This window comes from Polynucleobacter sp. MWH-Aus1W21, from assembly GCF_018687275.1.
In the GTDB taxonomy this organism is placed as follows: domain Bacteria; phylum Pseudomonadota; class Gammaproteobacteria; order Burkholderiales; family Burkholderiaceae; genus Polynucleobacter.
Map to the genome: position 1 here is coordinate 1,181,452 of NZ_CP061287.1, position 23,719 is coordinate 1,205,170.

Here is a 23,719-nt window from a genome sequence, read left to right on the forward strand (position 1 = left end):
GGATATAACTTCTATAGAGTGAATGCCCCTTGAAGAATACTCAAACTAGCGCCTAATATTTTACTGTTTACTGAGCCTAATCGCTTTACTAGGCGACCTTTATCAATCGTACGTATCTGATCAAGCATTACCAGTCCTTTTTTGCCGTCATGAGTGATGGGCAAACGAAAAGGTGCTGGGCGACCTTTTGTGGTCATTGGCGCAATGATGACTGTTCGCAAGAAATCATGTATCTCTTGAGGAGACACAATAATGCAAGGTCGAGTCTTTTTAATCTCGCTTCCTTTCGTTGGATCCAAATTAATGAGCCAAATATCTCCGCATGTAACGATATTTTTTACCAAATCCAATCCTCATCACCCTCGTTCATGAATTCACCCAATACTAAGTGATCTTCTTTAGCCTCAGCGATTGCTTTTGAAGCCTCAGCCCAGCCTTCACGGGGATTTTTTTTGGGCTTACTTAACACCAGTCTGTTGCCCTCAATAATCAAATCCGCTTCATCCTCAAAGCCAACTTGCTCAAGGATAGCCTTTGGAATAACCACTCCACGAGAGTTACCGATTTGGCGAATTTGGAGGTGCAACTGTTTTTTCATAGTAATAACAATGTTATTACATAAACAAACGAGCGTCAAATGGGGATGAATAACCCTATTTAGAGGGCAAACAGTTCATGTAGAAATGCTTGATCTCTTGATCGCAGCTCACATCCCTCGGCTCAATTGGTCTTTGCAGAGAAATGCCTTCGATGGTTTTGCAACGACTTAAAGCCACATAAACCTGCCCTGAGGCAAAGGCACCCGATGAGAGATCAACCTTCACCTTATCTAGCGTCTTACCCTGACTCTTATGAATAGTCACCGCCCAAGCAAGCATTAACGGAATCTGCACATAAGTACCAATGACACTTGGAGAAATCTTTCCGGACATCATGTCGTGATCGTAGCGATAAGATTCCCACTGATGCCCAGTCACCTCAACGGTATTGGAATATGGGCCGTTTTGTACCATGACCTTTACCTTGTCGGGTAGCATCTCCCGCACAACACCAATTGTGCCATTCACCCAACGCTTCGGAAATCCTGGATCTGTTGCTGTAAACATCACCTTAGCGCCAACCTTGAGTACTAAATTATTTGGTGACGGCAGATTACGTTCATCTATATTGAATTTCCCCGTCGACTTACCGGCATACACCTTGCCTTCAGTGGTGATCGCTCGCAGCCCCGCTCCATTGATTTGATCAGCACGCGCATTGGTGGTGGTCAACGTAATGGTTTGCTCATCTACTTCAGCATCTTTTTGAAAGCACTGAGCATTCAGGGTATCAATTGCTTCATCAATATCTTGATTTATTCGAATGCGATTAAGTAAACCGGCAAAGTGCTCATCTTTTTGGCGGAATATTTTAGAGAGTTCAACCATCGTGACGTCTTTGCGATGCAATGCCATAGCGCAAAAGAAATAAGGCCCTTCGTACCCCCTATCTGATAAGACTTGCATATCAGCACTCGAAACTACAGGGGGCAACTGAAACAAGTCACCCACAAACATCACCTGAATGCCGCCGAAGGGTTTGCCTTTTTGGGGGCCGTTCTCGCGTAAAAACAAATCCATAGCATCGACCACATCAGCACGAACCATCGAGATCTCATCAATGATCAGCAGGCGAATGTCTTTATACAGACGCTTGTCACGGAGTGGCTTGATATCCTCTTCAGGAAAGATCAATCGCGGTGGCAATCTAAAAAAGGAGTGAATCGTTACCCCTTTGACTTGCAACGCAGCTACCCCAGTAGGGGCAACAACCACCACATTACCTGGAATGGTTTCTCGCAAATAGCCGATTAAAGTTGTCTTGCCTGTACCAGCTTTACCACTAACAAAGATATAGGGATCGTGCCGCTCTATGGCTTCAATCACCGCCTCGTAATCAGGTGTGATTTCTATATCGGATGACTGCGGGATTGGGGTAGACATCCCCTATTGTTTCACGGCATCAGCTACGCACCGAAATCCGATATAAACCACTGAAATATCACCCGGCTTAGATTCAATATCAGACTCCTGCTGTCTTTCGGGGCCATACCACCAGGAAGCGCCACGAGTAATGTAGCCACCATTACGCTCAGTGGCAGTCCACTCCCAAACATTGCCACCCATGTCATACATGCCGTTGACCCCAGGCTTAGTGGTGTTGGTTGCAACATGTCCCGTGCCACGATTAAGGGCGCCTGCCGGGGCTAGGCCCTTGTAATCGCCACAGCCATTGAGACAATGCGATGGAGAAGGATTGCTACCACCCGGGAATGGATAGCGCTGGCCTTTGATATACCCAGCAGGAGGATTACTTCTTTGCTCCAAGAAAGCAGCATTGGTCCATTCTGCATCTGTTGGCAAACGTTTGCCGTAATAATGACAAATGGCCTCCGCCTCCTTTTGATTGAGGTGAACTGCTGGCTCAGCATCTTTTGCAGGCACTCCATAAGGCGCCTTCCAAGTCCATCCCGCCTTTTGCACAAAGCCACCTTCATACGATAGACCGCCGCCCTTCTTCTCCGCAGCACTCACAAAGCCAGTCGAGGAAGCATATGGTTTGACATCAGCAACAGTCATCTCGGTTTGATCCCAAGCGAGGTTGCCGATCCGCACAACTGGAATTGTCGAGGACGCTGCACTCTGGGCCGGGGTCGATCTGAGCATGAAATACAAAGCCACAATGCTAAGTAACACTCCAAAAACAATTGGCAGAATATCGAATTTTTTCATGGACAGTAAAACTCTTTAAAAAGCAGGTACAAATCTGAACTTAGATGAGGTCTTTTAATGCGATCTTCACCGTATGCTCACCGTACATCACAATAGCATTGCGACCTTTGGATTTAGCGGCATACATTGCAGTATCTGCATTGTTCATTAAATCCGTAGCGTTAAGACCATGGAATGGGAATATTGCTACTCCAATACTCGCGCTAGTTGTCAAACTATAGCCATCGGCATCTATTGGTTCAACCAGAGCAGAACGAATTTTCTCAGCAACATTCATGGCCGCCTCTTCGGTCCCAACATCAGGCAATAAGACTATAAACTCATCACCACCGATACGCGCCACGGTATCTGACTCACGCAGACAAAGCTGCATGCGCTTAGAAACTTCAAGCAAAACCGCATCGCCGGCAGTATGGCCATTGACGTCATTAATTGTTTTTAGGTTATCCAAGTCGATGAACAGTAATGCAAGCTCAGATTGCCTGCGCTTACATACCGCAAGCGCTGTAGATAGGCGATCAGAAAATAACGTTCTATTCGGTAACTGAGTTAATGAATCATGGTGTGCGCGATACTCGTTCTCAGCGCTCCTTCTATAGGATATGAGAAAGGTATATGCACCGATCAAAATAATAATGACGCTCAACACGCTGGCTATTAAAACGCCGAAGGCATTCTTATACCATTTGGATAAATACAAAGACTCCGGAACAACTACACCAACAATAAAAGGATATTGATTTACTTTTCGGTAAGAAATCATTCTCATTACCGGTTCCGCATTCTGCCTACTAAAGCCAGTTTCAGATGAGAATACAACGCCATTACCCACCCCTGCAGCCGCTAGGGATTGATCAATAAACGGATTGGTATTTATCTTACCGATGAGGCTCTCAACTAAAGGCCAACGAGTAAGCAAGGTCTTATCGGTTCGATAAAGCGTAATTCCAACCCCATCACCAATATTGACACCAATTCTTTCATAAAGCGAAGAAAACACCTCGACAGAGACTCCCGTCAATATCACCCCAAGAAACTCATTATTTTTTCCATTAACCCGTTTTGCTAAATAGAAAACCCACTTCCCATTACCTTTATTTCGGACAGGTACACTATAAAAAGTATCTGAATCATTATGCGTCTTGAAATATTCAAAGTAATCACGGTCCGAGAGATCAATTGCTGGAGCTGGATAGGATCGAGAGAAGTTGAGGACCTTGCCGTCGCTACCGACAAATGTGGCGACATCTAATATGGAGTTAGATTTTGTTTTCTCTTTCAGCAACTCGAAACTTTTTTTACTAGCAGCAAACTCTCGATAACTCTTTTCATTTTCAATTTTCTCTACAGCAATAACATCCTCAATACTTTGCAAAACAGTATTTGCAGAGAATATGATCTGAGAGGTATGTTCAGCCAAGATTAAAGATAGTGTTGCGATTTGCTCGGCTCTATCGTCCACTGTATTGCGGCGTAATAAATAGCCAGAAACAATCGCATTAATGGCAAAGATAATAGCCAGCAGAACTGCGCCGCTAATGATAAATATAGAATTGCGGCGTATCACCGATCTTGGCTCAAAGCTAATAGTCATGGCTTGTCTTTATACATTTGCGCAATTTGAAGGAAGTTATCCTTTTCTTGCATAAAGGCTTCAACGATTAGTGGGTCAAAACGCTTACCCTTAAGATTCACAATTTCAGCGCAAGCCTCATCATGGGACCACTGCTTTTTATATACACGTTCACTGATCAATGCATCATAGGTATCTGCCAAGGACATTAGACGCGCCGGCAAAGGAATTTCCTCCCCCTTTAATCCATTAGGATAGCCAGAGCCATCCCAGTTCTCATGATGACAACCAGCAATCTTGATTGCAGCATCTAAAACATTCGTATGTTTAGCGTCTTTAAGCTTGGCAGCAGTTAAAACGTCCTGCCCAAGAGCGGCATGAGTCTTCATAATGAGCCACTCTTCTTCGGTCAACGACCCAGGTTTTTTCAGAATGGTATCTGGAATACCCACCTTGCCTATGTCATGCAGGGGGGCGGCCTTCACAATATTTTCTATGTCTCTTTTAGATAATTCATCCGTATATGCACCGTTAACTCTCAGTCTTTCAGCTAAAGCACGAACATAGTTTTTGGTACGCAGGATGTGATTACCAGTTTCGTTATCCCGCACCATTGAAAGCGCATTGAGACTATTAAGCATTCCATCTTCAATTGCACGCGAGCTACGGCGATACTCATGCCACAGCTTCTCGAGATAATAATTATTAATTAATATACAAACCGAAGTGATTGCTAGTATCGAGACAATACGCATTGCGAACGCCCAGCCACTCTCTTGATAAAGCGTTCCCGGATGACTCAATTCATGGAGCGCCAAGAGAGAGTGTACAACTAGGGCGCCGAGCTGTATGAACTCAACGCCTAACAATATTTTAATTTGATAGGCGTTATCCTTCTTTAACAACTGGGTCAATGCTGCGATCTGCCAAATACAAAAGACGGCAAGAACCATATTCATTAAATGAACGCGGTCTTGTGTTTCCCCAAAAAACTGTAAATAAATATAGACTAAGGAAGCGACACCAAATAATGCGCTAGCAGCGACCTTATTTGACCGAGCAAGAGAATCATTCCAGCAGCTAAACAATAAAGAAATATTAGCGATGCCTGCAATTAAAAAGATATTGGCTAAAGCCAAGACAAATATTCCACCCCATGGAGCAGTGGCATAGCCAAGCATGGAGGCAGCCAAAAAGCTCAAGCCTGCTGGCCAGTAAATAACCCTAAACTGCGCACGATCATCATCCTTATTTGACAAGAAACGGGCCATCAGCCCAAACAGGACAATGAATATCGCTAGGTAAAAGGTTTGATTTGCTAACTGCATGAAATACCAAATAAATTGGGCTAAATAAAAGCTATTAAGTCATAATGTACCCTATTCCCTGGCATTACAAATCATAATCAATTGCCAGCATATTATTCATCCAGATTCATTCATCCCATGACTTGGCACCCCCATCTTCGAATTTTTGTTTTGAGCCTTGCCCTTGTTTTGGCTGGTCTGAACAATGCATTTGGAAGCGAGGATTGGGAGCAATTTAAAACCGCATTCATTACAAATGGTCGAGTGATTGATAAAGGCCAAAATGGCATCAGCCATACCGAGGGCCAGGGAATGGCTTTGCTACTAGCCGTTCAAAATGACGACCAAAATACATTTTCCCAAGTTTGGGATTGGACGCAGCGTAATTTACAAGTACGCCCAGATAAGCTCTTTGCCTGGAGTTGGTCCCCCAGTGCTGGAGTCAATGACATGAACAACGCCAGTGATGGGGATTTATTTATTGCCTGGGCTTTATCTAAGGCATATCGACAATGGAATGAACCTCGATACTTATTTGCTGCTTTGCAAGTCAGTCAGTCAATACGTGAAAAGCTACTTCGCAAAACCAGCAAAGGCACCGTTCTACTTCCAGGGGAGATAGGGTTTGAAAAACCTGAAGGGTTAAAAATTAACCTCTCTTACTGGGTATATCCAGCAATTACTGAGTTATCCAAATTAGATCCTGCCCCAGAATGGGAAGATCTACTCATAACCGGTCTACACCTGACTCAAGAAGCTCGGTTTGGCAAATGGCAATTACCGCCAGACTGGCTGATGCTTGAGGGCGATAAACTGACAGCAGTCGATGAAGATCAATTTGGATACGACGCAGTCAGAATCCCTCTGTATTTGATTTGGGGCGGACAAGCCTCTTCATCCTCAATAAAGCCCTTTCAGAACTTCTGGGGGTCTTTTGCAGGCAAACCGCTTCTACCAGCTTGGGTAAACGTCAATACTGGCGAAATGGCAACGTACAATGCTTCTGCGGGGTTTTATAGTGTTGCAGCCATAACGCTTGCTTATCCCGATTTAAATTCGACTCAATTGCCCAGCTTTAATCCATCCCAAGGTTACTACTCTTCTATGCTGTCCCTATTTACAAAAATGGCTCTAGAGGATCTCAAAAAGTAATATGGGAATTTGGAGTTTTTATTACCTCATCAAGATCATCCTGTTCTATACAGGCTATATTCATTTCCATTTTTTTGTTAATGCCGCTTTTGCGCTATTTCTGATTTTTTCCCACGCTAATCCTATATTGCTGCGAATTCGCAAATGGGTAGCTTTACCAATTGGTATCGTCATTCTGTATTTTGATAGTCCGCTGCCGCCCCTTCGCAATATCATCCCCAAGATTAGCCAGCTCCTGGACTTTAGCTTTCAATACTACGTAGAGCTCTTAACCCGAATTTTTGACTGGCGAGTCATTGCGCTCTTATTAGGTCTCTATATCATTTACCTCCTTCTTTCCAAGAAGTTAAGAATGACAACCATCGCCTCTTTGGCGATCTTGAGCACATTGCTCCCATTGGGGGCAAATATGACTCCCCTAGCCTACGATGCAGACGGACAAGTGATTGGACTGCCTAGCGATACCGAACTGACAGAATCGCTTGATGGATTCTTCATTGAAGAGGCTTCCCGCACCGCCTTTAATCGCTCTCAAAAAGCGAGCGGAGCACCATTTGACGTCCTGGTAATCAATGTCTGCTCACTCGCTTGGGACGATCTGAAATACATTAAAGAGGACAACAATCCGCTATTCCAACGCTTTCATTATTTATTCACCAACTTTAATTCCGCCTCCTCGTATAGCGGTCCTTCGATTATTCGTTTATTGCGCGCCAGCCGCGGACAACAAGACCAACGAGATTTATATAAGCCTGCAGTTGAAGATTCTCTGCTGTTTAACAACCTCAATAAAACAGGCTTCCAAGTGCAGCTTGCTCTTAATCATGATGGCAAGTATGGCGACCTCTTGAAAGAAATCCGCAATGAGGGTGGCATGGCCGCTCCATTATTCGATAACACGCAAGCCGCCCCCTACTTAAGAGGCTTTGATGGCTCGCAAATTTATGATGACTACTCGGTGCTATCTAATTGGTGGGATGCACGCATGAAGTCCTCCAATGAGAGAGTTGCGCTCTTTTACAACACCATCTCACTTCATGATGGCAATCGCGCACTGGATGGCAGTCGACTAGAAAATAGCGTCGAAACGTACTCTCGCAGAGCCCGTAAATTACTATCTGATATAGATCGTTTCTATGCCAAGGTAAATAGCTCTGGTCGACAAGTAGTGATTGTTTTTATACCCGAACATGGCGCAGCGATACGTAGAAACAAAAATGAAATTGTTGGTATGCGCGAAATTCCAAGTCCGAACGTGACCAATATTCCCGTGGGAATCATGTTTACTAGCAAAGTAGACAGCCCCGTAAAAACAAATATCATCGAACAACCAACGAGCTATCTTGCCGCCTCCGATTTAATCTCGAGGTTTGTAGGTAAGACACCTTTTGGCGCTAATAGCCCGAGCACAGAAATCTATCTAAAGAATCTTCCGAGCACGCGTTTTGTTGCTGAGAATGAAGACTCCGTAATCATGAAATTTGGCTCCTCATACTACTTCCGCTCTAACGATATTAACTGGAATCTGTTCGAAACCAATAACTAAGGTTTTGATTTGTTGGGTGAGTCCGGCCACAGCGCTGGAACATCTACCGTCTTTTCAGGACTTACTGCATTACCAAGTGCATCCAAGTAAACAACTTCGCCTCCTACCTGAATAGGAGATTTATCTTGATCTATCTTGCGAACTAACTCCAAGTTGACTTTGATATCAGGGCTGTGTGGATTTAAGAGATATGCACGCTCTAGAAGAATGACTGCAGTAGGAATATCACCCTCTTTCAATGAGTAAAGCGCTCGCTCATTCAACTCCCCCGGAAGGTAGGGATCAAACTGAGGAGCAATCGTTAAAGGCTGAGCTCTCAATGCAGAGCAAAAAACCAAACCCATCACAAGCAGCAAGATGGAGGTATAGGTACGATTATTCATTACTAGAGCCCATTAAAAACGAGATGTCGGTATTACCGGCTGAGTTTGCAATGGCACTGGATTGGGCGCCGTACCATCAAGCGCAATACGGATGTACAACACAAAACTATTTGGAGCGTAGTAAGGAGAGCGCTCCAGCTTAAGGCGATTACCAACAAAGACTGATGGCGATACTTGATACTCCCATGCAGCATATGCAGAATATGCGCTACCCGGTCCAGAGCTTGCTGAATACGTAGCATTATTGGAGTCCGCCTGATATTGAGCATTAGTTGGAAAATAAGGCGCCGCATCAGTGCGTGACCAATTTGTTGAAACCGAGCCGCCTATCACATAGGATAGGCGAGCAAATCGTTGTGCATAATTTAATGGGACAGTTACAGAACGATAACTCTGTGGGCTGTAGTAACCACCCTGCCCGTAAGTAAATTCACCAGCATTTCTCTTAAATCCCCAAAGCATTCCAGTTAGGCCGCTAGATAGCTGACGATCTGTTTCGTTAATAATTCGATAGTTCAGACCAGCCATAAACTGATTATCACTATTACTTTGGACATTGGTTCCAGTGAGGCTTCGTGCACGATAGTAAGTCCAACCACCAAAGGTTCCACCTTGATCCAAACTTAGGCCAACCGTTCCACCAGTGGCGACCATACCACCCCAGACCAAACCAGTTACGGGATCACGAGTGCCCGCATACGAAAGTAAGGTGCTCGTCATAGGGCGACGCGCCAACTCCAATGAAATACCAACCGGACCAGCATCTAGCTTCTGCTTTACTCCACCGATCCAATTTTGTGTCAGAAAGCCCAATGGAGTCATACCGAAGTCAGCCTTAAAGTTTTGTTTTTCATACCCAATGTTCAGAGCGGTGCCGGATGCCGATTGGTTTGAAAATGAAGTTGGGCAATTCGTTTTGCAAGCAGCCATGGAGCCAAAGGTGCTTACTTGATATGCATTTCCTGCATCAATAGTACCGGCATTGATATTGACCTGGTCGGCCCTGAAGGTAACTCTTTCGTCTGAACGCATCGGCATTTTCCACTCCAATGGAATCTCCGTAGCACGGTAATAAGACTGCCCTTGCGTCCCGTTGAGAGATAAATAATCAACAGCCGTATCTAGCCAATTAGTGCGCATTTCAATCATATCGGCCATCTGTTTATATTGATAAGCGCTTCCCGATGCGACAGCTGATGGCTCCAATATTGGTGGCTCAATCTGAAATACAGAAACGCCTGATGAGCTTGCAACTGGCTTGAGTGTAGAAAGGCTATGGTAACTAGAGAGTGGTACAGGCGACTGAGCAAGCGCACGCTGCTCAATATCTATTGCTTTATCCAGGTAGCCTTCTCTTCTTTGGATCTGGCTATCTAAATACATCATTTTGTAATTATTCGGCGTTACAGAAATGAGCGGTTGTAGTTTTTTCTTGGCCAACTATATATCACCAGACTGAATGTATTGACCTATTGCCCTGAGTTCAGCCGCCTCTTGAAGATCCGCATAGTCTTGCTTTTGACTTGGGTTTAATTTTTGAGTAACTACAAGTGACATCTCTTTCTGGAATGCCTCTGGCTGATCATTGTTGAGAAGGTAATTGGCGTAACGTAAATGCCATTCAACAGAAAGATTTGGAGTGGATTGCTCTATCTTCTGAAAGAGCGCATTAGCTTGCTCTACTTTGCCAATTTTTCCCCACATCAGGGCCACCAAAGAAGAAAGGTCGGGGTCATGAGATACCTCTTTTTCGAGCGCGGAGAGCTGAGTGTTTGCCTTTGATTTATCTCCCTGGGCATTCAACCTATTTATCTGCGTCAGCTGCAAATCAACCCAGACACCCCTTTGAAAGCGAGTGATTTTAGGAGTACGCTCCTCCGCTGGAATTTTTTCCAATACTTTGAGAGCCGGTTGATTTTGTTCAAGACCGGATAAGTACAAAGCATAGGCGTACAAACCCTCAACACTATTGGGGTGAGCCTTCAGAAAGGCATCAAATATTGCAATACCCTCTTTTGGACGATGTAACTTGGCATATAAACGGGCCAAATCTAAGCGCAACCAAATCTCATCCTTGTCTAGTGCGATAGCCTGCTTCAAAAGAACAATAGCCTTTTGAGTATCTCCGGCCTTGAGGGCTTGTCGAATATCGAAATCGAGGCGTATTTGAGTAAATTTGAGCTTATCACTTGGTGATAACTGGGCTTTGGCAAGTTGTTGCAGTACAGGACTTAACTCTTCATCACGTTGTAGGCGATTGAGTACATTGGCATACGTTAAACGTAGTGAATTTGCATCTGATGAAGGTTTTGCCAATGCGCTACGCATCAGACTTAATGCATCTTCTGTTTTATCGGCACTTAACAAGAACAGTACATTCGCGTTGGTCATCTCAGGATCGTTAGGAGCAAGTCGTAGGCCGTCTTTCATCACAGACAAGCCCTTATCAACCGATCCCAATCCCTCATATACTCCAGCCAACTGAAAACGCAGCCAGGGATTCAGTGGTTCAAGCCTTAAAGCTCGCTGCAAGTAAGGAATAGCCGCCTCACCCTGCCCCTTATTCACCAAATCATCCGTCTGTGAGCTTAAAATTTTGACTCGTAAATAATCGTACCCTTTACCGGCGGGACTATTTTCAGGTGCTCGTGCATTAATTAAGGAAAGTGCTTCATCACGCTTGCCTGAATTAATTAAAAGCTGAACCAATCCCCGCAATGCAATGCCGTTATCTGACTCAATAGTTAAAGCTTCTCGAAATTGCTTTTCCGCTTCTTTACTGTTACCACGATCAGCCTCAATAGTTCCTAAAACAGCAATTCCCTCTGCACCCTGCGGCTCAAGATTAATGGCGGCACGGATTTTCTCCATCGCCAAGGGGTAATTCTTTTTATCTCGAGCATCTTCGGCCTGATGAATTAGACCCCAGTACTGACTGGTGGATATCAGACTCTTCCACTTACCGGCGTTTTCAGGATTGAGCGCCAAGGCTTTCTGATAATAAGTAACAGCTTCTTCATAATTACCTTGCCTCATTCGAATGAGGCCCATGCCACCTAATGCCAGATAATCTTTTGGACGCGCCTTAAGGGTATCCATCAGCGGCGCTTCCGCCCCTACGATGTCACCCTTGTCTAATAGATCTAGGCCAACTTGACGACGTCTGAGCAAAGGATCATTTGCAATACGTTTACGCTCTTCAAGCGCATCCTTTTCCAGAATCCAGCGGCCAGTAATTTCTTGGTTATGAGGATCTAACTTTAAATATTGCTCATAAAGCGGAATCAGGTCGGGGCCAATCTCTTGAGCATTGAGCACTTCTCGCCACACTTGAAGCACACGCTGCTTATCCACTTTACGAACTTGATAGGTTTCAGCCAAATTATGAATGGCAAGATCACGAGTCTCTCGCTTAGATCCCAATAAGGTATCTAAAGCTAAGGAGTACTGCAAGTTTTTTGGGTCGGACTTAACCAAGCTCTCTAACCCCGAACGTGCCTCATTCCAGCCGCCCGGCAAGCTAGCAATAATTTTGTAATATCCAACTGCTAGATCACCCGCAGGCGGTCCATCTGGGAACTTTTCTTTTAATAAGGCATTTGCTTCGGTAGATTTACCACTTTTTTGCAGAATAGTTGCTTGGGTCAGCACCCTTCTAGCCTCTGTAATCTCTTGTCTGCTGAGCGTTTTGTCAGAAGCGTAGACGAGCTCTGCCACCCCAACCGATGAGAGTAAGGCCAGGCTCAAGCAGAGATGAAAGGCTTTATTTTTCAACGGAATGACTTATTGGCTTAGTGACTTATTGGATGAAGAAAGGCTCTTGCGCTCATCCTTTAGCTCACCCGTAAAAAAGAGATAAGCCAGAATGCGTCTTAAATTCTGAACCGCTAAAGAAAAGACCATTTTCGATCCTTGGCCATAAACGAAACTAACGATCTTAAAGAAGTTGCTGTTGTCGACAATAAATTCAGCACCCAAAACCACCTCATCACCCTCTTTAATCACGCGGCGAATTATGCAATCCATGCGTTGTTGCGCCTTGAGTACACCAGATACCCAAATTTCAACCAATTCATTGTCATCAATTAAAAAGGGTAAATTTACTTTTATACCAACGCCCGTTAGAGAGATATCGAATAGCCATCCCTCTAAAGTTGCGTCTGAGTTAGGAAAGTACACTATCATTTTTTGACCGGCCCGTAGGCGAGGAAAGGTTCGCGCCTGCTCGTGGTCGACTAAGCCAATGGTGTAAACCGAGAACAAATAAAATAGATAAATAATCCAATTAGCTAGGCCGGTGATTACATAAAACCAAACATAGGGATTAAAAAGCATCACTAAAAAAGTGCCTACGCTTTTTGTAATATAAGCAAAATAACCTGCAAAGTTTTCGCGAACGGCCTTAAGCCCTAACTTGGTTAATAAATAGAGTTGTAATTTTGAATGCTTAAGTTCTGCACTAGCATCCCAAATCCGCTGCCAGCGACCGCTATCCCCATAGACGAAGGCAATCGCTTCAGGACTACCAATTTGTTCTGGAACAAATTGAGTTCCACAAAAGTAATGAGCAGCCTCTTTTTGGAGTCGAACTACCTTTGCTTTAAACAAATAGCTATTCCCATAACTATCATTTGCCGCCAATTGAATGGACTCTCCAACCTTTAAATCCGTGTTCAACGGCAGAGTAAATCCAACCCCGCTTACCGAGACATCATCTAAATCTGCCTCAATAAGAGGTAAACCATACTCACGAATAACGGTGACTGTTCCGCCGCCACCAATGCGGTAATAGGCCCTGATTTGGCGCTTTTCCCAAAAGGCACCTAGGGACATTAAGCCCAACCAAATATTGATGCAACACCATATTCCAGTAATAACGATGTTGTCATGCCAAATGGGCTCGTAATGCCAGCGCACTATCGCAATACAAATAGAAATGGCATTGATGGTTACCAAAATAAATAGAGGGAAGGCATCCCAGCTGAGCTGCTCTTTTTCTAAGGCGATTCCTTTTGGTGTTACCAAGAATTTTTGCTTCCAAGGATTCAAGAGCACAGGCATGAGTTCTCGAATCATTCTGAACCCTTTGACGGTTTCATAAATCTCTGAGAAGAAGAGTTGCCGCGATCCCGCAAAGAAGTAGGAGATCACTACAAGAATACTCAAAGCATAAGGAACTGTGAAATCCACCATCTCATGCCAATTGGCGGCGTACACATTCAAGCCCAAGATCAAGAATGCTGAAGGCGCCAAGAAAAAGATGTAGCGCGAAAAACCAAAGAGCCAGGAGTATGACGAAGAAAAATAAGCTAAACGTTGTGGCAGACTCAGTCCACGCATAAGCAAGGGGTTGTAATGCATCAATATCTGGAGCATCCCTTTAGCCCAGCGAGAATGCTGGGTCAGGTAATCAGACGGGGTTTCTGGCGAAAGGCCGCAGACCATTGGCTTATTGATATAGCTGCTGTTATAGCCATGCGCATGCAGAATCAACGAGGTCTCGCAATCCTCGGTAATCGTCTTAATGGCAATGCCACCCACCTCCATGAGGTACTGACGACGCAACACGGCTGCTGAACCACAGAAAAAGGCAGAGTTCCAAAAATTCATTGCCGGCTGAATTTTGCGATAGAACATCTCACTCTCATCTGGGCGATTAGAGATGCCGGTAATGACATTATTAACTGGGCCCTCATTCACAAAAAAATGTGGCGATTGCACCAAGAACATTTTGGGGTCGTCTATGAACTGCCCCACCGTATTACTCAAAATATCTTTTGTCGGTATTTGGTCGCAATCCAAAATCAATATCAGATCACCGTTCGTATGCTGTAAAGCATGATTGATATTTCCGGCTTTAGCCTTCTGATTGGTATCCCGTGTGATGTAATGCACACCCAGCTCTTTAGCAAGCCTTCTTAAGTTGTAATGGCGCCTCCAAGCTTGATGACCGGTTTCCTTACTGCGGCGCTTGGCGTGAGTGCCGCCATCATCCAAGATATAGATTCGTAGTTTTTCTTTAGGGTATTGAATCTGGGTAGCGGCAGTCACCGTCATGCGGACAATGCCTTCAGACTCATCATAGGTAGGAATAAAGACGTCTACGGTTGGATAGGAAGCTTCATCTTCGGACAAAGGAATGATTTCACTAGAAGCCGGGGAAAAATTCACGAACATGTCTAGCAAGAACAAGGTGAAACCATACATCTCCGCCAGGAACAACAAAGCGGTACCGATGAAATCAAAGAAGCTGGTATACGTTAAGGTGTCGAAAATGCGCCAGGCAATGTATCGGCAGCTAACAAATAGCGCTAGAACAATAAATAGGGATCGCCAAGGCTGATTCCGGAAATACTTCACCTTGGACATGAGGAAAATGATGATGAAGCTACCCCATCCTAGATATAGCTGGCCACCAAGATTGAGCAACTCTTCGGCAAAGTAAATCATGAGGCCAATGCCGAACGCAAACATGAATAAGCTTGCAGTAATGCGGAAGTGTCGATCGCGCATAAACATTAGCGATTCACCAAATATAAAAACCAAGCCCAAAGTGCTTCATAGCCCACAGTAAGGAGAAGCACCCCAAAGAACAGCAACAAAACTCCTGCAACCAATTTCAAGCCAAAGGAGCGTATAGGCTGAATCTCCGCATCAACTGCATTGGGGTCTTGATGAAGCTTTCCTGGGTCAACCTCGGTTGGATTCCAAAATACTTCATAGGCATTGAGGGCTCTATCTTCGCCTGTTCTTAGTAGTTGGCGCGTAAAGCGGCAGAGAAGTGCCTCAGGATTTTTTAAGGAATCATGAGCGCCCTCAGATAAATATAGCTCTCCAGCCCCAGCTGACTGGGCCATGAAAGAGGCCAACTGAATCGAGCGCTCCTCTTCCCTTATTCCCGTAAAAGGATTAACTAGAGCAACTATCCCAATAGAGGCTAAACATATGGGGGATAAATGATTTTTTGCATTTAATGCGTCCGCCTCTATTTGGATAGCCATGCCAGCTTGAGCTGCAAAACTGACTTGTTCAAATGCATACATCAGCTTTCCCTGAGATTCTTCAAATGCCGTCCCACGAAAATCTTTACATATTCTTGCAATCAAAAGAATCAGTTTTTCGCGCACCGCATGATTAGATGCCTCATCGGGCAACTCCACATCCACTCTAGGAATAATGTGTATATGAAAGGCGCTTAAGAAATCGCTCATCAGAAAAATGGTGATAGATAGCGAATAAAGATTAAAACAATAGCCAACACAATAATCATTACTGCTGCTGCACCTAAATCCTTAATTTTTTTTATCTCAGGATGTTCTTCTAGGGTAATCAGATCACAGATCTTTTCAATCGCAGTGTTCAATGCCTCAACCGCCAACAAGACTAGAGATAAAACTGCTATTAATACGGTATACACATTTGGGCGATAGCAAAAAAAACCAATAGCTATCAAAACCAGCAATAACTCCCTGCGAGCAGCCTTTTGCTTAATGAGTTCCTTAAAGCCATCAAAGGCATTAATAGTCGCGTGAATGATATTTCGTTTTTTTGGCATAACCATAAGATTTATCAAGAATATTGGCTATTTTATTGGCCTATTGAGTCCAGAGCTCAGTTCGGTTGCGACCCTTTGACTTCGCCAAATACATAGCCTGATCTGCCCTGGCATAAAAGACCTGCAAAACCAAGCCCGCTTTGGTCTGACCATTGATTTTAGGGTTAAAACTAGCAACCCCAATACTGATCGATATAAAGATCTCTTTGCCATCGAAAACCGCGCTAGGCAAGGAAATAACCTTCTTACGCAAGCGCTCCGCTACTTCATTAGCCATCTCAATTGTGCTTCCTGGCAATACAACAAAGAATTCTTCACCCCCTACCCGACCAAAGATATCAATTGCCCTTAACTCTTCTTGGCAATGTTTCACTAGCTTAATCAAGACAACATCACCGAGCGGATGACCATATTGATCATTAATATTTTTAAAGTGATCAATATCCAACATCAGAAATGCTACGGGCTCTTGACTGCGTAGCGATCTTTCGATTTCCAATTCTGCTCTAGCGAAGGTTTCAGAGCGGCTCAACGCCTGGGTTAAAGAATCTGTTTTTGAGCTGCGGTCCAAAATAAAATTCTTGATTTCCAATTCAGTAATAATTTTTTTGAGCTGCACTACACCAAAAAACATTAGCAGCGAAATAGATAGGGCCAGGAAAGCATCAAATAGGTTGTAATGTCCGCTTGTATAGAAAAGCAGTATCGGAGCCACTCTTCTGCCGATCATCAAACCAAAGCTAAGCGCTAATAGGCCGCTAGCCAGGCGATACTGCTTGGATCGAAAAAATAAGTTGAGAGCGTATGCGGTAATACCTACCTGCGCTACCACCGCCATCACATAAAAGATGATTGAAAAAAACTTAGCTCCCATAATTATTGGGTATCAATAATTTTTTGTAACTCATTTTCACCATCAAGGAGTTTGAAAGCAGCATCAACTACTTTGGCATCTAACTGCGTCCCGGCCTCTATTCGAATTTCATCCAAAGCAGCAGCCAAACCTTTTGCTGGACGATAAGGTCTATGCGTTGCCATCGCTTCAATGGTGTCAGCCACCGCCAACACCCTAGCCTCTTCGCAAATCTCATCCCCCTTTAACCCGTTTGGGTAACCGCTGCCATCTAAGCGCTCGTGATGTTGATGCACCATCTCAGCAATCGGCCATGGGAAAGGAATATCCTTGAGAATTTGATAGCCAGCCTCGACGTGACCTTGGACCAACTGCATTTCAATATCGTTAAGTCGGGATGGCTTTGTCAGTATCTCGGAAGGGACTGCCATCTTGCCAATGTCATGCACCATTGCAGCCATATAAAGAGCCTGAATTCGCTCGTTTTCCCAGCCTAGCTTGCGAGCAATTGCCATGGAAATGCTGGCAACCCTCTTTTGATGACCAGCGGTATAGGGATCGCGCCATTCCATGGTCTTAGACATGGCCTCAATGGTTGATCGCAACGCAGTTGATAGGCGCTCCTGTGTTAGTTCTTTTTCATGGATTTGATCGTCCAACTTATGCTGACGCTCAATAGAGCGCAACCCAAACCCAATCTCCTTGGCGAGACTTTCAAATAACTGAACTTCTGAAGCTCCAAACGTATTTGGGATTTTTGAATAGGCCAGCAACACACCGAATGGAATTCCAGAAACACCATCGGGTATTGGACAACCTATCGCAGACCGAATACCAAACTCCTTGGCTCGTTCTCGCCAAGCTATAAATCCTGGATCAATTTCTCCATCTACAACTACACTTGTTTTATTGTTTCGAATGGAGCTGCCTGCAGGACCGCGTCCTGTTTGCTCTGCTTCAGACCAGCTCACCACAATATTTTTGATATAACCCGCAGCTGCTCCGGCTGCTCCCATCACTTTCACGGTTTTAAAAGTATCGTCTTCCGCCCTACCAACCCAAGCAAGAACGTATGGACCCTGGGATGCAATTGCTTCACATACCTCTTGAATTAGTAGTTCAGTTGAATTAGCACGCGCCAATGCGGCAGCTGCTTCAGAGAGTGCGGATATGGCCCATCCTCGCTTCTCCAACTCTGTTTGAATCTCTTCTTGAGAAGCTACCATCTGATGTTGCGATGAATCATTTTTCATACTTTCATTATCGATCTAAATCCTTATAAAAAACCTTGCTATTAGCAATAAATAGGCACAGTATTAAGAGATTGACTTCTCACAAAGGGAACATGAAAGACGATATTGAAAAGATTTATGCAAAGCTAGTCAGTCTAGAAACTGAGGTAGGAAATTTACGTCAGGGCTATATAACCGTGAATGCTCGCTATGCAGAGGCTCTGGGCACCCTAAAGGAGCTTACCGCTAGCGCCCTAGAGGCCGCGAAAAGGGCTGCAGTGTCTGCAGAAAAAGCTTCTCTGTCCGCGAAGAATTGCGCTACTGCAGCTAAGTTAGCTGCATCCGAAGCAGTAGTAGATGCCGCTGAAGCCGCAGCCGATGCTGCCGCTGCCTCTGCTGAGGCCGCCATTGAGGCTGCCGCTGCTGCCTCAGCAGCTGCCGCCGCTGCCGCTGCCGCAGTCGCTCATCAGGCTGAAGAGTCATCTATCTTGGCTTCTGCCGAAGCAGCCGAGGCGACTAAACGAGCCGCGATAGCTGCCGCTGAAGCCGTGAAGATGTCTAATCTTGCTGCCGAGTCTGCAAGATCAGCTCGCAATAACAAATAAGCACTCATGACCAAAAAGCAAAAAGCCCCAATTTAGGGGCTTTTTGCTTTAATACTGTGGGGCGAACGACGGGGCTCGAACCCGCGACAACCAGAATCACAATCTGGGACTCTACCAACTGAGCTACGTCCGCCACTGAAGACCTAGATTATAGCTTTTTGCCCAAAAACCTGTCAAAAACACCCCGCTAAGGGCTGTGTTTAGGCACTTTCATAGTCAAAAGCGGCCCAATCCCCGAGACATAAGCTCGCATCAATGAAAAAGTCGGTGATCGCCGCCTTGCTCTGAACTTTGGCTAAAGCATGATGATCTGAGAGTCTCTGACGCCAATAACGAGAGCCTGCTCTGCCATGCGCCAACCCAAGAATATGCCTCGTGAATGCGCCGATATAAAAAGGCTTACCTTTAGCCTGACACTCATCAAACCAAGCGTGAACTTGTTTCACCAAAGCAATCTGAATACGGTGCCACTCGGTTTCACTGAAAAGATAACCAGCAGCATCGCCATCCGTGTTGATCATGTCATCCCAACCCAAAAGTAGCGCCGGAAAATGATATGCAGCCCTTCCCACCATAAAACCATCAAAGTCATTCCAGTGACCGGCAATTTGTTCATTCGTTTCTAAGCCACCGTTGAGCAACACTTTGAGATTTGGAAATTGCTTTTGTGCATCTAGTCTCAGTTTTGCGGCTACTTCATAACGCAACGGTGGTTTGCTGCGATTTTCTTTAGGGGACAAGCCTTTGAGCACTGCATTACGAGCATGAATGGTTACTTGACTTGCGCCAGCATCTGCAACAGCTAGAATAAAGTTCAGTGCAAATTGATAATCGGCTTCTGAATTCGCAGCATCCATCGAATCCAAACCTAGGCGATGTTTTACGGAGATCGGAATATCGACAGCAGCCTTCATTGCCTTTACACAATCAGCAACCAGATTAGGCTCAGCCATTAAACAAGCACCAAAGGCACCACGCTGCACTCGTTCAGATGGACAACCGCAGTTGAGATCAATTTCATCGTAGCCCCACTGCTGGGCCAGCCCTGCAGACTTTGCTAAATCAGAAGGCTCTGATCCACCCAACTGCAAAGCGACTGGATGTTGATCTTGCGAATAATCTAAATGCCGAGGGACATCACCATGCAGGAGCGCGCCAGTAGTGACCATTTCTGTATAAAGAATCGCCTCTTTAGTAAGCGTGCGATGAAAAGAACGGCAGTGACGATCTGTCCACTCCATCATGGGCGCTACTGCAAGACGTTTCTTTAGGGTATTGGTCATGAACTTCGGTTAAATAACAATTGACCGTCATTTTAAATGCATAAGGGCAACCAAAGCTGCCCTTACTGTAAAGCAAAGATTTTTCTTGATTAACGCAATTTTGCTAGCTTAGCCTCAAGCTCTACTGCAAGATCCAAAGCACCCATATAGCCAGACTTCAAATGATTGGGCAAATCAGGATCGCCAACCATAGCGCCTAGAGTTTCAACTAGGCTAAAAACAATTCCTTTGGCAGCGCCGGCTGCAATCGTATTGTTTGCTACAGCCTTATCAATATGATTTACCGCATCTAGAAAGTAATCATGCCCAGGGAGTCCATCAGGTCCTAAGGGCTCTTGAGTTTTGTCTTTCATTTTCAATATCCTTATATGACTTTTTAAATCATTTGATCCACTTTATAGAAAAACTTTCGTGCATAGGCAAGAATTTCTTTATCAGTAGGATGATCTACAGTTTCAACGCCAACAATTTTTTCCGCAATCGCTGCATCATGCTTGTGGGCATGCTTAATGAGCTCTAATTTTGCAGAGCCTGGACCAAGAATCAAAATCTCTTTAGATTCATTCACGGCATTAATAACTGAATGCAGATACTTATGATCTAAAGCTAGCTTGCCGCTACCGACTTCACCACCCTTGTGGTGTAAATGTGCATGAGTGGTTTTGCTACGAATGACCTCTGCTTCGCTAGCCTCTGCGCTCAAAAACATGACATGAGCTTCTTTATGGTCAATCCAAATAACTGCGTGATTTAATGACATATTCTTCCTATTATTAATATTAACTACTCTTTGAGAATACTCCTGCCAAGCTCCAGAATCACGAGGGAGCTTGATTTAAGTCAAAATGTTTGCTTAGTATTAAATTTGTATACTGAAAGTAACCACATTTAGGTTAAATATGGCCATCTCACCCAATAAATACATACCCATTCGATACATTCCCTTTGGACTTTGCGTTTTGGCGGCTATGGCTAGTTTTGCAGCGTTGGAGCTCCATCGGCAAGCATTCCAATTTATGCTGTTATTTGGATTTCTAACTTTGGTTGGTATTTACGATCTTCTTCAAACCAAAATAGCCATTCTTCGCAACTATCCTGTAATCGGACATTTGCGTTTCATGCTCGAATTTATTCGACCAGAAATTCGACAGTACTTTATTGAAGGTGATAACGATGAGACACCTTTTTCAAAAGAACAACGGACTTTAGTCTATTCACGAGCTAAGGCAGTTCCTGATCAAATTCCATTTGGCACTACGTTAGATGTCATGGCCCCAGGCTATCAGTGGATGAATCAATCCTTTGCCCCCACCCATCTACCCAGCCATGATTTTCGTATCGACATTGGCGGTAAAGATTGCACGCAAAAGTATTCAGCCAGCATTTTCAATATTTCGGCAATGAGCTTTGGCTCCCTAAGTGCGAATGCAATTTTGGCTTTAAATCTTGGCGCTAAAAAAGGTGGATTTGCCCATGACACTGGTGAAGGCTCGATCTCGCAATACCATCGCGTTCATGGTGGCGACCTCATTTGGGAAATTGGCTCAGGCTATTTTGGTTGCCGTAATTCTGATGGCAGTTTTAATGCTGAAAAATATACAGCGAATGCTTTAGATCCTCAGGTCAAGATGATTGAGATCAAGTTAAGCCAAGGGGCTAAGCCTGGTCATGGCGGAATTCTGCCGGGATCCAAGGTAACCGCTGAGATCGCTGCAGCACGCGGCGTCAAAGAAGGCGAAGCTTGTATATCCCCTGCTTCGCATAGCGCCTTCTCCACCCCGCTAGAGCTAATTCATTTTATTAAAAAGCTACGCGACCTTTCTGGCGGCAAACCAGTTGGATTTAAATTCTGCGTAGGTCACCCATGGGAATGGTTTGGTATTGTTAAAGCCATGCTAGAAACCGGCATCTATCCCGATTTCATTGTGGTGGACGGATCTGAAGGCGGGACTGGAGCATCGCCAGTAGAGTTCACCAATCACGTAGGTACCCCGCTTCAAGAGGGCCTGCGTCTGGTACATAACACCCTAGTGGGCGTAAATTTACGCGATCAAATCAAAATTGGTTGCGCAGGAAAAATCATTAGCGCATTTGATATGGCGGTGGCTTTTGCATTAGGAGCCGATTGGTGTAATAGCGCACGTGGCTTTATGTTCTCTATTGGGTGCATTCAGGCACAGGTATGCAATACCGGAAACTGCCCCACCGGAGTGACCACGCAAAATCCATTACGTCAAAAGGCGCTAGTAGTTCCGAATAAAGCCGAGCGCGTATTTAATTTCCATAATGAAACTCTAAAAACCTTAAAGGCACTGGTTGAGGCAGCAGGATTGCATCACCCTGGTGAGATTGATGCACCACACATCATTCGCCGTATCAACAAACATGAAGTACGCCTTTTATCCTTCTTGTTACCAGAAATGCCTGCAGGACTTCTGCTTACGGCCGATCATATTGATCCGAGTCTAAATTTACCGCGAGTTTTTGAGCTGTATTGGCATCGCTCGCAAGCGCAGAGCTTTTCTGCCTTAAAAAACTAGAGCGCCTAAGGCTAACTTTTTTAAATCAACAGCTCTTGCTGACTGCTAAACACCCTTGACTGCCCAGTAATGGGGTCTTCGAATGCGACCTCCTTAGCCAATAGCTGTAGAGGCTTAGAAAAGTCCAAGTCATATTCTTGATAAGGGGTCAGAACTGGGTAGATCTGATCGTTCTTAATGGGAATGCTGAGGGCATTTAGATGGCATCGAAGCTGATGCTTTTTACCGCTACCAGGCGTTAATCGATATTTAGCCCAGATGTCTTGAGCCTCTAGCAACTCGATTAAGGTATCCGAGTTTGGGGCACCCTGCACTTCGCACATCTGCAAGAAGTGCTCAGATTCCTCCAGGCGACTTTGATAAGTCATTGGAAGCTTTTGTTCGAGTTCTTTTGAGTATGGCGCAATAGCCTCATACACCTTCTTCACCACTCTATCTCTGAATAGGTTTTGGTATTGAGCCCGCTCATTCGGGTTAACCGAAAAGATTACCAATCCAGCGGTATCCCGATCAATCCGATGAATGGGGCTTAGCGTTTGTATGCCTGTAGTTTTCTTAAGGCGATTGAGCAATGTTTGATGCAAGTAAAGACCGCTCGGTGTTACCGGTAAAAAGTGGGGTTTATCAGCAACAAGAATATGTTCGTCTTGGTAGAGAATTTTCTCTTCAAAAGGAATTTCTGGCTCGCGCGCCAACCTCCTGAAATAGACTAAATGGGCATTGGGGAGATATGCATCATTGGCCGCCAGAGCATGACCCTCTTGATCAAGTATCAGCCCCTCATTGAAACGGGATACCCACTCGCCTTCTGCGATATGAGGAAATTGTTTTAGAAAAAAGGAAAGCAAATTCGAATGGGCTTGATCAGCAGGTAGATATACCCGCGATGCTGATACCCCTTCAGAATTAACCTTCATAA

At 44.7% G+C, this 23,719-nt stretch carries 22 protein-coding genes and 1 tRNA gene; 4 read left to right on the forward strand and 19 right to left on the reverse strand.

From position 1 onward, the window contains the following. Positions 1-11: 11 nt before the first annotated feature. Genes ICW03_RS06105 through ICW03_RS06130 form a run of 6 tightly spaced genes read right to left on the reverse strand, consistent with a single transcriptional unit; the run spans position 12 to position 5,672 of the window. On the reverse strand, positions 12-332 hold the full coding sequence (locus ICW03_RS06105) for a type II toxin-antitoxin system PemK/MazF family toxin (protein ID WP_215350222.1): 321 nt from the start codon (positions 330-332) through the stop codon (positions 12-14). A gap of 5 nt (positions 333-337) precedes the next feature. Further along, positions 338-598, reverse strand: coding sequence for an AbrB/MazE/SpoVT family DNA-binding domain-containing protein (locus ICW03_RS06110; RefSeq protein ID WP_371819858.1), 261 nt, complete (start codon positions 596-598; stop codon positions 338-340). Positions 599-653: 55 nt separating this feature from the next. After that, on the reverse strand, positions 654-1,982 hold the full coding sequence (locus ICW03_RS11660; RefSeq protein ID WP_215346598.1) for an ATP-dependent RecD-like DNA helicase: 1,329 nt from the start codon (positions 1,980-1,982) through the stop codon (positions 654-656). 3 nt (positions 1,983-1,985) lie between these two features. Beyond that, positions 1,986-2,771, reverse strand: coding sequence for an SUMF1/EgtB/PvdO family nonheme iron enzyme (locus tag ICW03_RS06120; protein WP_215346599.1), 786 nt, complete (start codon positions 2,769-2,771; stop codon positions 1,986-1,988). Positions 2,772-2,811: 40 nt separating this feature from the next. After that, positions 2,812-4,365, reverse strand: coding sequence for a diguanylate cyclase domain-containing protein (locus tag ICW03_RS06125; protein WP_215346600.1), 1,554 nt, complete (start codon positions 4,363-4,365; stop codon positions 2,812-2,814). After that, positions 4,362-5,672 (reverse strand): HD-GYP domain-containing protein, encoded by a 1,311-nt coding sequence (locus ICW03_RS06130; RefSeq protein WP_215346601.1) that lies wholly within the window; start codon positions 5,670-5,672, stop codon positions 4,362-4,364. Before ICW03_RS06130 ends, ICW03_RS06125 begins: the two co-directional genes overlap by 4 nt. 117 nt (positions 5,673-5,789) lie before the next feature. Here ICW03_RS06130 and ICW03_RS06135 point away from each other — a divergent pair, with 117 nt between their 5' ends. Together ICW03_RS06135 and bcsG are read left to right on the forward strand one after the other, a co-directional pair. Further along, positions 5,790-6,803 (forward strand): glycosyl hydrolase family 8, encoded by a 1,014-nt coding sequence (locus tag ICW03_RS06135; protein WP_215346602.1) that lies wholly within the window; start codon positions 5,790-5,792, stop codon positions 6,801-6,803. 1 nt (position 6,804) lies between these two features. Next, positions 6,805-8,349 carry a cellulose biosynthesis protein BcsG gene (gene bcsG / locus ICW03_RS06140; protein WP_215346603.1) on the forward strand — a complete coding sequence of 515 codons (1,545 nt, stop codon included), beginning with the start codon at positions 6,805-6,807 and terminating at the stop codon, positions 8,347-8,349. On the opposite strand, the gene ICW03_RS06145 is transcribed toward bcsG, so the two are convergent. From ICW03_RS06145 to ICW03_RS06180, 8 genes are read right to left on the reverse strand one after another with little or no spacing between them, the layout of a single operon-like run. Continuing rightward, positions 8,346-8,732 (reverse strand): tetratricopeptide repeat protein, encoded by a 387-nt coding sequence (locus tag ICW03_RS06145; protein ID WP_215346604.1) that lies wholly within the window; start codon positions 8,730-8,732, stop codon positions 8,346-8,348. The two genes, bcsG and ICW03_RS06145, sit on opposite strands and share 4 nt — an antisense overlap. Before the next feature lie 12 nt (positions 8,733-8,744). Then, complete coding sequence (locus ICW03_RS06150; RefSeq protein WP_215346605.1) at positions 8,745-10,118, reverse strand: cellulose synthase subunit BcsC-related outer membrane protein; 1,374 nt, start codon at positions 10,116-10,118, stop codon at positions 8,745-8,747. A gap of 54 nt (positions 10,119-10,172) precedes the next feature. Then, entirely contained in the window at positions 10,173-12,506 is a 2,334-nt protein-coding gene (locus tag ICW03_RS06155) for a tetratricopeptide repeat protein (protein ID WP_215346606.1), read from the reverse strand. A gap of 9 nt (positions 12,507-12,515) precedes the next feature. Beyond that, complete coding sequence (gene bcsA, locus ICW03_RS06160) at positions 12,516-15,245, reverse strand: UDP-forming cellulose synthase catalytic subunit (RefSeq protein ID WP_215346607.1); 2,730 nt, start codon at positions 15,243-15,245, stop codon at positions 12,516-12,518. Between the two features lie 5 nt (positions 15,246-15,250). Next, positions 15,251-15,943 (reverse strand): hypothetical protein, encoded by a 693-nt coding sequence (locus ICW03_RS06165; protein WP_215346608.1) that lies wholly within the window; start codon positions 15,941-15,943, stop codon positions 15,251-15,253. Beyond that, on the reverse strand, positions 15,943-16,287 hold the full coding sequence (locus tag ICW03_RS06170; RefSeq protein ID WP_215346609.1) for a diacylglycerol kinase: 345 nt from the start codon (positions 16,285-16,287) through the stop codon (positions 15,943-15,945). Before ICW03_RS06170 ends, ICW03_RS06165 begins: the two co-directional genes overlap by 1 nt. Before the next feature lie 40 nt (positions 16,288-16,327). After that, positions 16,328-17,161: a GGDEF domain-containing protein gene (locus ICW03_RS06175; protein WP_215346610.1), complete on the reverse strand. Its 834-nt coding sequence runs from the start codon at positions 17,159-17,161 to the stop codon at positions 16,328-16,330. Between the two features lie 2 nt (positions 17,162-17,163). Continuing rightward, positions 17,164-18,393 carry an HD domain-containing phosphohydrolase gene (locus tag ICW03_RS06180; protein ID WP_251374365.1) on the reverse strand — a complete coding sequence of 410 codons (1,230 nt, stop codon included), beginning with the start codon at positions 18,391-18,393 and terminating at the stop codon, positions 17,164-17,166. Positions 18,394-18,485: 92 nt separating this feature from the next. On the opposite strand from ICW03_RS06180, the gene ICW03_RS06185 reads away from it, so the two are divergent. Further along, on the forward strand, positions 18,486-18,977 hold the full coding sequence (locus ICW03_RS06185; RefSeq protein WP_215346611.1) for a hypothetical protein: 492 nt from the start codon (positions 18,486-18,488) through the stop codon (positions 18,975-18,977). Between the two features lie 57 nt (positions 18,978-19,034). Here ICW03_RS06185 and ICW03_RS06190 read toward each other — a convergent pair. The 4 genes from ICW03_RS06190 to ICW03_RS06205 form a co-directional block, all read right to left on the reverse strand. Next, a tRNA-His gene (locus ICW03_RS06190) sits at positions 19,035-19,110 on the reverse strand. Between the two features lie 67 nt (positions 19,111-19,177). Next, the gene (dusA, locus tag ICW03_RS06195; RefSeq protein WP_215346612.1) at positions 19,178-20,260 is read right to left on the reverse strand and encodes a tRNA dihydrouridine(20/20a) synthase DusA; all 1,083 of its coding nucleotides are present in this window, start codon (positions 20,258-20,260) and stop codon (positions 19,178-19,180) included. Positions 20,261-20,349: 89 nt separating this feature from the next. Beyond that, on the reverse strand, positions 20,350-20,613 hold the full coding sequence (locus ICW03_RS06200; RefSeq protein WP_215346613.1) for a hypothetical protein: 264 nt from the start codon (positions 20,611-20,613) through the stop codon (positions 20,350-20,352). A gap of 23 nt (positions 20,614-20,636) precedes the next feature. Next, positions 20,637-21,020 (reverse strand): translational machinery protein, encoded by a 384-nt coding sequence (locus tag ICW03_RS06205; protein WP_215346614.1) that lies wholly within the window; start codon positions 21,018-21,020, stop codon positions 20,637-20,639. 139 nt (positions 21,021-21,159) lie between these two features. On the opposite strand from ICW03_RS06205, the gene ICW03_RS06210 reads away from it, so the two are divergent. Continuing rightward, positions 21,160-22,800: an FMN-binding glutamate synthase family protein gene (locus ICW03_RS06210; RefSeq protein WP_215346615.1), complete on the forward strand. Its 1,641-nt coding sequence runs from the start codon at positions 21,160-21,162 to the stop codon at positions 22,798-22,800. 20 nt (positions 22,801-22,820) lie between these two features. Here the strand turns inward: ICW03_RS06210 and ICW03_RS06215 are convergent, their stop codons facing one another. Further along, the gene (locus tag ICW03_RS06215; protein ID WP_215346616.1) at positions 22,821-23,717 is read right to left on the reverse strand and encodes a pseudouridine synthase; all 897 of its coding nucleotides are present in this window, start codon (positions 23,715-23,717) and stop codon (positions 22,821-22,823) included. Positions 23,718-23,719 lie beyond the last annotated feature (2 nt).

Coding starts and splice junctions, on each gene's coding strand:
- ICW03_RS06185 (WP_215346611.1), top strand. CDS start 18,486: ATGAAAGACGATATTGAAAAGATTTATGCAAAGCTAGTCAGTCTAGAA.
- ICW03_RS06205 (WP_215346614.1), bottom strand. CDS start 21,020: ATGTCATTAAATCACGCAGTTATTTGGATTGACCATAAAGAAGCTCAT.
- ICW03_RS06180 (WP_251374365.1), bottom strand. CDS start 18,393: ATGAAAAATGATTCATCGCAACATCAGATGGTAGCTTCTCAAGAAGAG.
- ICW03_RS06215 (WP_215346616.1), bottom strand. CDS start 23,717: ATGAAGGTTAATTCTGAAGGGGTATCAGCATCGCGGGTATATCTACCT.
- ICW03_RS06200 (WP_215346613.1), bottom strand. CDS start 20,613: ATGAAAGACAAAACTCAAGAGCCCTTAGGACCTGATGGACTCCCTGGG.
- bcsG (WP_215346603.1), top strand. CDS start 6,805: ATGGGAATTTGGAGTTTTTATTACCTCATCAAGATCATCCTGTTCTAT.
- dusA (WP_215346612.1), bottom strand. CDS start 20,260: ATGACCAATACCCTAAAGAAACGTCTTGCAGTAGCGCCCATGATGGAG.
- ICW03_RS06125 (WP_215346600.1), bottom strand. CDS start 4,365: ATGACTATTAGCTTTGAGCCAAGATCGGTGATACGCCGCAATTCTATA.
- ICW03_RS06120 (WP_215346599.1), bottom strand. CDS start 2,771: ATGAAAAAATTCGATATTCTGCCAATTGTTTTTGGAGTGTTACTTAGC.
- ICW03_RS06150 (WP_215346605.1), bottom strand. CDS start 10,118: ATGATGTATTTAGATAGCCAGATCCAAAGAAGAGAAGGCTACCTGGAT.
- ICW03_RS11660 (WP_215346598.1), bottom strand. CDS start 1,982: ATGTCTACCCCAATCCCGCAGTCATCCGATATAGAAATCACACCTGAT.
- ICW03_RS06165 (WP_215346608.1), bottom strand. CDS start 15,943: ATGAGCGATTTCTTAAGCGCCTTTCATATACACATTATTCCTAGAGTG.
- ICW03_RS06170 (WP_215346609.1), bottom strand. CDS start 16,287: ATGCCAAAAAAACGAAATATCATTCACGCGACTATTAATGCCTTTGAT.
- bcsA (WP_215346607.1), bottom strand. CDS start 15,245: ATGCGCGATCGACACTTCCGCATTACTGCAAGCTTATTCATGTTTGCG.
- ICW03_RS06130 (WP_215346601.1), bottom strand. CDS start 5,672: ATGCAGTTAGCAAATCAAACCTTTTACCTAGCGATATTCATTGTCCTG.
- ICW03_RS06175 (WP_215346610.1), bottom strand. CDS start 17,161: ATGGGAGCTAAGTTTTTTTCAATCATCTTTTATGTGATGGCGGTGGTA.
- ICW03_RS06145 (WP_215346604.1), bottom strand. CDS start 8,732: ATGAATAATCGTACCTATACCTCCATCTTGCTGCTTGTGATGGGTTTG.
- ICW03_RS06110 (WP_371819858.1), bottom strand. CDS start 598: ATGAAAAAACAGTTGCACCTCCAAATTCGCCAAATCGGTAACTCTCGT.
- ICW03_RS06210 (WP_215346615.1), top strand. CDS start 21,160: ATGGCCATCTCACCCAATAAATACATACCCATTCGATACATTCCCTTT.
- ICW03_RS06135 (WP_215346602.1), top strand. CDS start 5,790: ATGACTTGGCACCCCCATCTTCGAATTTTTGTTTTGAGCCTTGCCCTT.